General features: G+C 70.0%; 4 protein-coding genes. 3 read left to right on the forward strand and 1 reads right to left on the reverse strand.

Features of this window, described 5'->3' with window-relative positions; genetic code table 11:
• Positions 1-13 precede the first annotated feature (13 nt).
• Positions 14-406, reverse strand: a complete 393-nt coding sequence (locus tag ACYR7D_RS09535; protein WP_459549247.1) for an SCO5389 family protein — start codon at positions 404-406, stop codon at positions 14-16.
• Positions 407-941: 535 nt separating this feature from the next.
• Here ACYR7D_RS09535 and ACYR7D_RS09540 point away from each other — a divergent pair.
• From ACYR7D_RS09540 to ACYR7D_RS09550, 3 genes are all read left to right on the forward strand, one after another.
• Entirely contained in the window at positions 942-1,763 is an 822-nt protein-coding gene (locus ACYR7D_RS09540) for a M23 family metallopeptidase (protein WP_459549248.1), read from the forward strand.
• A gap of 74 nt (positions 1,764-1,837) precedes the next feature.
• A complete protein-coding gene (locus tag ACYR7D_RS09545; RefSeq protein ID WP_459549249.1) occupies positions 1,838-2,821 on the forward strand; it encodes a LuxR C-terminal-related transcriptional regulator in 984 nt (327 codons plus the stop codon).
• A 248-nt stretch (positions 2,822-3,069) separates the two neighbouring features.
• Positions 3,070-11,436 carry an amino acid adenylation domain-containing protein gene (locus ACYR7D_RS09550; RefSeq protein WP_459549250.1) on the forward strand — a complete coding sequence of 2,789 codons (8,367 nt, stop codon included), beginning with the start codon at positions 3,070-3,072 and terminating at the stop codon, positions 11,434-11,436.
• The last annotated feature ends 45 nt before the right edge of the window (positions 11,437-11,481 follow it).

Below are 11,481 nucleotides of genomic sequence, written 5' to 3' on the forward strand. Positions count from 1 at the left end.
GGACGGGACGCGATCAGCAGTTGCGCAGTTCGGGGCTCTGGTTGAGCAGCTGGTTGCGGGGGCTGATGAACCGGCTGTAGGTCTCACCGCCGACCGCGGCCAGCGGGAAGGCCGCGACGCGGTGGCAGTTCTGGAAGGCCAGTTTCACGTTGAAATGCCGTTCCAGCCCGCCGCGGATGGCATCCGAGGCCAGCGCGCGCAGCAGCTGACCACGGGCCGTTTCGTCGGGTGGGGGCACCTCGTTGTCGGCGAATTCCGCGGTGCCGGTCTTCAGTTCCTCGGCGACGCGGCTGACGACCTCCCATGCGTAGGGCAGCGAGTTGCGGACACACTCGACGAATTCGGCATCGGTGACGTCACCGCGCTCGGCGCGCTCCAGTAAGGCGGTGGGGACATCTAGGGACACGGCGACCTCCTGGGTCAACTGGTCTGCGACTGGTTTCGCGGAAATCCGCGGCAGATCTGCCGGGCCGAGTCTAATCGAAACTGGTTGTCAATAACAGTGGATTCGGGATGAAAACTGTTCGAGGGCTGTTTCTTTCGTGAATCGCGAGGTCTTCGTCCGTGGTGCCGGTGGCGGCGGTGGCGTGCGGCAGGCGAGGGGTGGTGGCGGCCTCCGGTGTCGCCTTCGGTATCCGGGAGGGTGGTTGCTGGGTATTTCCCTGCTGTGGGGCGGGAGGTGCCGCCCCGCGGGAAGATTACGGAAGAGACAATGGGTATAGCCCCTCCCGCCTCTTCTCAAACCTCGGTGACCTCGCTTTTTTCTGAAAATGTTGCGATACGGTCACGGCCCGGTAGAGTTACCGTCACAACGGATGCCGAAACGTTACGTTCGGCTGCGGCAGCAGCTGGATCCGCACGCGGCGTTCGTACCCATTTCGACCGGATAGCGAGGACGGACTTTGGCGAATCATCGATCAGGGCCCAGTTCCATCACCGTTATGAGCCTCGTCGGCGACGACGTACGGGTCCGCCCGCGGCGCCACCGCGCCGAAGTCACCGCCGTGGAAAAGGTCCGGGCGGCGGCCGGCGCCGCTGTCGCGGCCGGCGCGCTCATCGGTACCGCCTCGCAGATCGCTCCGGCCCTCGCCTACGCCTCACCGTTGCTCCCGGACAGCTCGGGCGACGAGGCGATCGAAGCCCAGCCGGTCGCTCCGGCGCCCGAAGCGGCCCGGCCCGCCGAACGGATGGCCCAGGCCGCCCCCGTGGCGGCTCCGGCGCCCGCGCCGGTTCGGGCCACCGAGGTCGCGGCGCCGGTCGCCGCGCCGTTCGGCCTGAGCAATCTGCCGCCGGAGGTCGCCGTACCGCTGGCCCAGGCCGAGCAGACCCTGAAACAGCTGAACCAGCAGTTCGCTCCCGCTCCGGCGGTCCGTCCGGTGGCCGGGGTGGTCAGTTCCGGTTACGGCAGCCGCTGGGGCGCGATGCACTACGGGGTGGATTTCGCCGACGCGCTGGGCGCGCCGATCAAATCGGTGGCCGACGGTACGGTGATCGAAGCCGGCCCCGCGTCCGGCTTCGGAATGTGGGTGCGCGTCCTGCACGACGACGGCACCACCGGCGTCTACGGCCACGTGAACGATATCTACGTCACCCAGGGGCAGCGGGTGAACGCGGGCGATGTGATCGCCACCGTGGGTAATCGTGGTCAATCCACCGGTCCGCACCTGCACCTGGAGATCTGGGACCAGGGCGGTAACAAAATCGATCCGATGAGCTGGATGGCGTCCAAGGGGGTGCCGCTGGAGTGGGGACCCTCGCACTGAGCTCGACAAGCTCGTTCGACCGGCCGATCATCACCGCTCCCGTGGGATTGCACGATGAACCGCGAACTCCTGGCGTGACCGAACTGGCCGAAATCTTCGACCCCGAATCGATTCCCGGCCGGGTGTACGCGGTACTGGTGCACCGGCCGCGCTCCGGACTCCCCGAGATCGCGCGGCATACCGGGCTGTCGGAGAAGGCCGTGGCCTCCGCCCTCGACGAACTGGGCGAATTGCGGGCGGTGGTCCGGCTCACCGACCCCGACGGTACGGCCCGCTGGGACGCGCACGCCCCGGAATCGCTGTCCGAGGCCGAGGCCAAGCGGCGCCGTCAGCAGATCAGCACCATGCACGCCGCCGCGGCCCGGCTCAGCGAAACGTTTCGCTCGGTGCGGCGCTCACAGGGCTGGAACGGCGTGATAGCGCCGGTTTTCGAACGGGCCGAGCTGCTCGCCGATTTCGAAGCGCTGCACGCGAACGCCGCGTCGACGGTGAAAATGGTGGAACGCAGCCCCCATATCAGCGACCCGGACCGCGATATCCGCATCGCCGACCTGAAGCAGGCACGCATCGCCGAGGGCGTGCGGTACCGGATCCTCTACCAGGACACCGTCTACCAGGACGCGGACCGGTTGCGGCACGCCCTGGCCACCAATGCGCGCGGCGCGCAGGCACGTACGCTGCCCGATCCGCCGTTCAAACTCATCATCGCCGATGATCAACGTGCCAGTCTGGTACTGCACACCGATGAACGCCGCTCCGACCCGATGGCCCTGCGGGTCAGCGGGTCGCCGCTGCTGGACATGCTCGTGCGCAGCTTCGATGTGCTGTGGACACTGTCCGCGCCGATCTCGGTACAGCCCGCCGCCGACGAACTCGACGAACGGGACCGGGCGATCCTCACCATGATGAGCATGGGAGCCACCGACGATACGATCGCGCGCCGGCTGGGTATGTCCCGGCGCACGGTGGTGCGCCGCACCGCGCGATTGCTGGAGCGGCTCGGGGCGAGTACCCGTTTCCAGGCCGGGGTGCAGGCGATCCGCCGCGGCTGGCTGTGAACGGTTCCGCCGACCGGGCGCGGCCCGCGGAAACGGGACCGGCTCCGTCGCCGTAGCCCCGAAACGGGGCCGGAGCAGGGCCGTCCCGAGCGGGCGGACCGGCCTTTCGCGTGCGGATTTTCCACAAGAGGCGTGCGCGCGTGATCTCGCTATGATGGCCGCACCGCGTCGGCCCGGTCGCTATGCCCCTCCGCGATATGGGGACGCAGGGGCCGGCCCGGCCCGATGCGAGAGGTGAATGCACTCGAATGGAAACTGCCCGTCGTCCTTCGCGTGGTAGCCGTCGGCGCCACCCGGGCAGCCCGCTCTTCGGTCAGCTGCTGACCGCGGCGGTGGAGTCCGCCGCCGGTGAAGTGGCGATCCGCTACAACCCGACGGGTGACCCCGCCGATCAGCGGGAAATGACCTATCAGGAGCTGGACGAGGCTTCTTCCCAGGTGGCCCGGGAACTGATCGAACGCGGCGTCGGGCCGGGCGATGTGGTGGCGATCGGGATCGCGCGCGGTATGGAGTCGGTGCTCGCGGTGTGGGCTGTCGCCAAAACCGGGGCGGCCTGCCTCCCGATCGATCCGAGCGGGCCGAGCGGCGGGATCGACCACAGGGTCACCGACTCCGCGGCCACCCTCGGCCTGACGACCTCGAAGCACCGTGCCGCACTGGGCACTTCCCTGTACTGGCTCGAACTCGACGATCCGGTGCAGGCCGGCCGGATCGCGCGCCGGCCACGGCATCCCATCACCTACGCCGACCGGGTGCGCATGCTGGACGAACAGCATCCCGCATACATCGTCTACACCACGGACTCCACCGGTGTGCCGGTCCCGCACAGTGGGCTGGGCGCGGTGGTCGCGGCGGCCGATGAGCACTACGGGATCACCGGTATCTCCCGGGTGGCCCATCTGTGCCCCCCGGACACCGATCGCGCGATTCTGGAACTACTGCTCACCTTCGGCTCGGGCGCCACCCTGGTGATCGTGCCCCCGGACGTGTCCGGGGGGAACGAGCCGGCCGACACGGTGCGCCGGGAAGCGGTGACCCATATCATCGCCACGCCGGCCGAACTGGCATCCCTGGCTGCCCCCGATCTGCCCGATCTCGGCCTGGTCGTGGTGAGCGGCAACGGGACCGGTCCCGAGCCGGCCGGACATCGGGGGCCCGAACACAGCGTCGTCCACTCCTACGGCGCCTCCGAGACCACCGTCGTCGCCATCAGCGGCCGGCCGGTGCGCGCGGGCGAGCCGGTAACCTTCGGCGACCCGCTGAACGGGTTCGGCGTTTTCGTCCTCGACGCCCGGTTGCGGCCGGTGCCCAGCGGTGCCGTGGGTGAGCTCTACTTGTCGGGCCCGGCGCTGGCGCAGGGCTACCTGAACCGGCCCGCGCTCACCGCCGGACGTTTCGTGGCCGGCCCGTTCGGTGCCGCGGCCGGCCGGCCGGGCCTCCGGATGTACCGGACGGGTGATCTGGTGCGCCGCATCGACACTCCGTACGGCACGGAGTTCGAATACCTGGGCCGTACCGGGGTGCGGGAAACGACGCCGGAACCCGAGGTGGAAGAGCACCGCACGATCGAACTCGCGAAACCGACGGTCGCCGATGAGGTCACCGGCGCAGCCCCGCCGGTGCCGGACCGGCACCCGGCCCACGGGGTCGCAGCCGAGGTGGCGGCCGAACCGGTCCGCGAAACCGAACTCGCGTACTGGCGCGATGTCCTGGCTTCCCCCGACCCGCTGCTGGGTTCCCGCGCGGTGGACCCCACCGCGGATACTCGGGCCACGGCGCGGCGGTTCGCCCTCGACGTGCCCGCCGAGATCGCGGCGAAGGTGCTCACCGAGGTCCCGGGTCTGTATCGGACCGGGCCGGGGGATCCGCTGCTGGCCGCGCTGGCGCTGGCGGTGCGGAACTGGCGTTCGCGGCGCGGGGTGGATTGCGCGATCAGCCGGATCCGGGTTGCCGGGACAGGACGGGACGGATCCGTCGTATCCGGTGCCGAACCGTCCCGTACCGCCGGTCCGGTGACCACCGCGTACCCGGTGGCCCTGGACCTTTCGGGTATCGATGCCGGCGCCGCACTCAGCGGCGGCCAGGAAACCGCCGCGCTGATGCGGTCGGTGAAGGAACAACTGGCCGCGGTTCCGTCGGGCGGCGCCGGTTTCGCCCTGCTGCGGCGAACCGAGAACGGGATCGCCGACGAATTCCGCGGTTCACCGGCGCAGATAGGGTTCGTCTATCACGATCGGCACTCCGCGCGCGATACCGCGGCCGACGGGGGGACCGGGGAACCGGGCGATATCGAGGTCGTTTCCGATCCCGCGAGGCCGGTGGACGCGGTGGTCGATATCGACGCGGCGCACCGCGCGGACGGCGGTATCACGGTGGGCTTCACCTACGCCGCCCGTATCGTCGACGAAGACCTGGTGCGCGAACTGGCCGAGGATTGGCTGGCGGCCGTGCGCGCCGTCGCACGGCACACCGAGGATCCGGCCGCGGGCGGCCTCACCCCCTCCGACCTGCCCCTGGTCCGGGTGGAGCAGGCCGAACTCGATACGTGGTGGGGGAGATACCCGGGGCTGCAGGATGTGCTGCCGCTGTCGCCCCCGGCCGCGGGGCTGTTCGTCCATTCCCAGCTCACCGCCAACGTCCCCGACGACTATGTGATGCTGTTGGCGCTGGAACTCGGCGGTGTCGTGGAGCTGGAACGGCTGCGTATCGCCGCGCAGCACCTGCTGGACCGGTATCCGGTCCTGCGTTCGGTTTTCGTGACCACCGCGGACGGCACCCCGGTCTGCCTGGTGACCGGTCCCGTCGAGGTGCCGTGGCAGGTGGTCGAAGGCGTCGGCGACTACGAGATGGCGGATCTGCTGGGGGCCGAGCGCCGCACCCGGTTCGCCGTCGATACCGCCCCGCTGCTGCGGACAACGGTGTACCGCACCGTTTCCGGGCGTACGCATTTCGTGCTGGTCGCCCACCATCTGCTGTTCGACCGCCGGTCGATACCGATCCTGTTGCGGGACCTGCTGGCTCTGTACGCCGCGCGGGGCGAGCCGGCGGCACTGCCCGCACCGCCTGCCTACCGTGAGTACTCGCAATGGCTGGCACGGCGGAACCCCGAACCCGACCGGATCCGTTGGACCGAGGCCCTGCGCGGTGCGCGGCGCACCGAACTGGCCGCGGTACTCGCCACGCCCACCGAACCGGGAACCGGTATCGGTGAACTCGACCTCGTGTTCGACGAGACCGAGACCGCCGCCCTGGCGGCGTACGCGGCCGCGGCCGGGGGCACGGTCGAAATGGTGGCGCAGGCACTGTGGGCGGTGCTGCTGGCGAGTCTGACCGGGCATACGGAGGTGGTGTTCGGTGCCGTGGTGCCGGGTCGCCCGGCCGAACTGGCCGGCGCCGGCGAGATGGTCGGCCTGTTCACCGGCACCGTGCCGGTGCGGGTCCGGTTCGAGCCCGAATGGACACTACGGGAGCTGCTCACCAGTATGCGGACCGAGCAGGCGACGCTGCTCGACCACCACTATCCCGGTCCGGCCGCTGTCTCGCCGGGCGCGGCACGGCTTTTCGACACCCTGCTGGCCTACGACCCGCATCCGGTGAACGCGGCGGCACTGCGGGCGGCGAACGGTGGCGATGACGGCTTGCAGATCGTGGAGCTGACGTCGCGGACCTTCAACCACTATCCGGTGACGCTGATGGTGGAAGCGTCCGAGCGGTTGCTGCTGCGGCTGTGGTACCGCCGCGATACCGTCGCCGAATCCGCCGCGCGGGCACTGTCCGGTCTGCTGCACACGCTCGTGAGCAAGCTGCTGGCCCTGCCCGCACCGGCGGCGGCGCTCACCTCCGGCTGGTGGCGGGTGCCCGGCGCGCTCGGTGGTCACGGCGAGCTGCCCGCCGACCGGCCGCGATCGGATACCCCCTCGGGACGTAGCGGGCGGATCACCCGGGAACTGGACGGTGAACTCCGTGACGCGCTGGATACGGTTGCCGGACAGTGGGACACCGACTCGCTCACCGTGGTGCAGGCCGCGCTGGCCGTGCTGGTGGCGCGGCTCTCGGGCGGGCGGGATATCGCGGTGGGGGCGTCGAGTACCCGCGGATCCGCTCCCGAACCGGTAGTACTGCACACCGAGATCGACCCGGCGCGCGGTTTCGGCACACTTCTCGATACCGCTCGCGAAGTCATGGTCCCCGGCGCGGTGGGGCGAGGCGGGCAACGGCTCGGTCACCTGATCGACACGGTGCGCACGACAGCCGGGCAGCCCCCCTTCCGGGTGCTGCTGGCGAGCGAACGCGAGCCCGGCGCGCTACCGGAAGACCTGGATCTGCGAGTGGATCTGGTGGACACCGATACCGGCGCGGCCCTCACCTTCACCTACGCGCGCGACCTGTTCGACACACCGACCATCGGAGATCACGCCGACCGGCTGGTGCGGATCCTGGCGGCCGTTGCCGCGGACCCCGCCGTCACCATCGGGGATATCGATCTGCTCGCCCCTGGTGAACGCGAACTGGTGCTACGGGAATGGAACAGCGCCGGCGCCTCGGTGCCCCCGGCGACACTGGTCGACCTCATCGAGGCCCGCGCCCGGCTGCGCCCGGCGGCCCCGGCCGTACGGTTCGGGGACACCACACTGAGTTTCGGCGAACTGCTCGACCGCTCCTACCGGGTGGCGCGCGGGTTGATCGCAGCCGGGGCGGGCCCGGAGAGCCTGGTGGCGGTGGCGATACCGCGCACCGAGGAACTGCCGGTCGCCTTGCTCGGTGTGTTGCTGTCCGGCGCCGCCTATCTCCCGCTGGACACCGCTCAGCCCCGGAGACGTTCGGAGTTCGTCCTCGGTGACGCCCGTCCGGCCGTCGTGCTCACTGTCGCCGCGGAACGGGACGCGGTGCCCGCGGGCGAGTCGCCGGTGGTGCTGGTGGAGGACACCGTGCGCCATTCCGCGGCGCCGGTCACCGATGTGGAACGGTACGCACCACTGCGTCCGGGCAATACGGCCTATGTCGTCTACACCTCCGGTACCACCGGTACGCCCAAAGGTGTGGCGGTGACACATCGCAATGTGGTGGAACTGTTCGCGAACACTCAGCTGCTGTTCGAATTCGACGACACCGATGTGTGGACCTTGTTCCACTCGTTCACCTTCGACTTCTCGGTATGGGAACTGTGGTGCGCGCTCGCCAGCGGGGGGTCGGTCGTGGTGGTCGACCAGCCGACCTCCCGATCGCCGGAACAATTCCGGGAGCTGCTGATCCGGGAGAAGGTCACAGTGCTCAACCAGACCCCCTCGGCGTTCTACCAGCTCGCCGAGGCCGACCGGGTCGCCGGAGACGGCGGTACACCCGCCCTGCGGTATGTGGTGCTGGGCGGTGAAGCGGTGGATCCGCGGGAGCTGCGGCGCTGGTACGAGCGTTACGGTGCGCCCGGCGGCACTTCGGTGGACGCACCGTGGCTGGTGAACATGTACGGCATCACCGAGACCACCGTGCACGTCTCGTTCCTGCCGCTGGTCGAACAGTCGCTGGACCATTCGGCCGGTGTGATCGGCCGGGCGCTGCCCGGTCTGGACGCATTCGTTCTGGACGACCGGCTGCATCCCGCGCCGGTCGGAGTGCCGGGCGAAATCTATGTGGCGGGGGCGCAACTCGCTCGCGGTTATCTCGGCCGCCCCGGCCTCACCGCCACCCGATTCGTGGCCGACCCCTTCGGCGCGCCGGGGTCGCGGATGTACCGGTCCGGCGATATCGGCCGATGGGCCGGTTTCGGCGGCCGGGCCGATCTGGAATACGGCGGTCGCCGGGACACCCAGGTGCAATTGCGCGGCTTCCGGATCGAATTGGGTGAGGTCGAGGCGGTGCTGCGGCGCTGTACCGGGGTGGGGCAGGCCGCCGCGGCGGTACGCGGCGACGGGCTCGTGGGTTATGTGGTGCCCGCCGCGGATTTCGACGGCGCACCGGACCCGGTGGTGCTGCGGGAGCAGGCCGGGGAGTTCCTGGCCGGGTATATGGTCCCCGGCACCGTCGTAGTGCTCGACGCGCTACCCCTGACGCCCAGTGGGAAACTCGACCGCGCGGCGCTGCCCGAGGCCGGCATCACCGTCCGGGCGCCCTACACGGCACCGGAGGGCCGCACGCAGACGGTGGTCGCCGAGGTATTCGCCGACGTGCTCGGCGCCGACCGGGTCGGCGCGGACGACGATTTCTTCACGCTGGGTGGTCATTCGCTGTCGGCGGTCCGGGCGGTGGCCCGCATCAACGCGGCGTTGCGGGCGGATCTCGTCGTGAGCACCCTTTTCGAAGCTCCGACCGTGGCGGGGCTGGCCGCCCGGGTGGTGCCCGGTGTGGAAGTCACCGCGCCGCGGCCTGCCCTGAACCGGGCCGAACGGCCGGACAGGATCCCGCTCTCCCTGGCCCAGCGGCATCTGTGGTACAGCGAGCGGGCGGGGTCGGCGGCAGGGAATATCTCGCTGGCCGTCGGTTTCACCGGTGCGCTGGACACTTCCGCGCTGCGGTACGCGATATTCGATGTGCTGGAACGTCACGAAGTGCTGCGTACCCGCTATCCGGCGGACTCGGACGGGCTGCCGTACCAGGAAATCCTGCCCGTTGCCCAGGTATTGCGCGGCAGCCCGGAAACCGAGGAGACCGAGGACGTACTCGGCCGGATCGGTGAACTACGTTCCGCCGGTTTCGATATCACCGCCCAGGTCCCGGTTCGCGGTCTGTTGCTCACCGCCGGCGCCGACGAGCACGTACTGGCCGTCGTCGTACACCGGATCGCCGCGGACGAGGCCTCACTGGTACCGCTGGTACGGGACCTGGCGACCGCGTATCTGGCCCGGGTGAGCGGGGAATCGCCACGCTGGCCCCCACTTCCGGTCCAGTACGCCGATTACGCGATCTGGCAACAGGCGGTGGTGGGTGTGCACACCGACGAGAACTCGATCGCGGCTAAACAACTGGACTACTGGCGGGAACAGTTGCGTGAACCCGCCGCGGCACCGGAACTGCCGCTGGACCGCCTGCGGCCGTCGGTACCGTCGCTGCGCGGCGGGACCACCGGGTGCGCGGTCGACGCCGGAACACACAGCTGCCTGGACGCGCTGGCCCGGGATCGCGGCACCACGCTCTTCACCGTGCTGCACGCGGCGGTGAGCGTCCTGCTGTACCAGCTGACCGGCGCCGGCGATATCGTGATCGCGACCCCGGTCGACGGCCGCGGAGAAGCCGTGCCGGACAACCTGATCGGCAGATTCGCGAATACGCTCGCCTTGCGGACGCGGGTGCGGTCCGGCCAGACGTTCGCCGAACTGGTGGACGCGGCGCGGGATACGGAACGCCCGGCGTTCGCTGCCGCGGATATCCCGTTCGATCAGGTCGTGTCGGTGGTGGCCCCCGACCGGGCCACCGGACTCCCTCCGCTGTCCGGTGTGGTGCTGTCGTCGCGGGACAGTGAGCAGATCGCCGTGAACCTGCCCGGGCTCACGGTGCGCGGTCTCGGCCGGGAAACTCTCGCGGCCGATTTCGAGTTGCGGATCGATATCGACCCGGACCGCGATACCGACGGCGCCCCCGGCGAACTCCGGGCCGTGCTGACCTACGCCGTCGACCTGTTCGACGAGGAGACGGTGCGGTCCTTCGGCCGCCGCCTGGAACGGATCCTCCGCACGGCCGCCGCGAACCCCTGGGTGCGGGTGGGTGCCATCGAGACCGACGACGAAGACGAGCACCGGGACGACGGAACCAGTCCGTTCCGGGAGATCCCGTTCACCGAACCGGTGGTGCCGGTCGCCACCACGGGAACCGCGCTGGCGCAGGCGCTGGGCGCTTCCGTGGAAGAAGATCCCGAGGGCCCCGCTGTCGTCCAGGACGAGGAGGCGATGACCTACCGGGAACTCGACGCGCGATCGTCGCAATTGGCGCGGACGCTGATCGGGCGGGGCTGCGGACCGGGTACCGGGGTGGTCATCGCGCTGGAACGTGGTATCGATGCCGTGGTGGCGACCTGGGCCGTGCTCAAAGCGGGTGCGACAGTGGTACCCGCCGATGCCGTGGCCGCCGCCGCGGCGGCGGAGCTGGTGGTCGAGGCCGGGGTGGCCGCGGACCGTCCGCCGACGCTGCCCGGTGTGAAATGGCTGATACTCGGCGATCCCGCCACGGCCGCCGAAACGGCCGCGCAATCACCGCGCCCGGTCACCTACGCGCACCGGATCCGGCCCCTGCGCGGTGACGATCTCGCCGTGGTGGACGCGAGCGGTCGCCGGGTCGGTTACGACCAGCTGGCGGCCGCGGTGACCCGGGTGCACGCGGCCACCGATCTCACCTACGAGGCCCGGACCTTCTGCTACGGCCGCAGCGACAGTACGGCAGCGATATTGGAGATCGTGGCCGCCGGCGCGGCGGGCGCTTCGGTGGTTCTCGTACCGGAGAACGCCGATACCGTGACCCCGGCCACCGAATGGGTCACCCATCTGTGGTCCGATCCCACGGGCCTCGCGCGGCTGGATCCGGCCGAACTGGACGATCTCACCGCGCTGATCGTGGACGGTGACTCCTCGCCCGGCGTGACTCGCGCACGGGTGGCGACAGTGCTGGACCTGCCCACGCTGCTGCGTTGAGCGCGGCCGGGCACCTCGTCCGCGCCGCGTTCCGGAATCGTTCCC

Source organism: Nocardia sp. X0981, assembly GCF_977089955.1.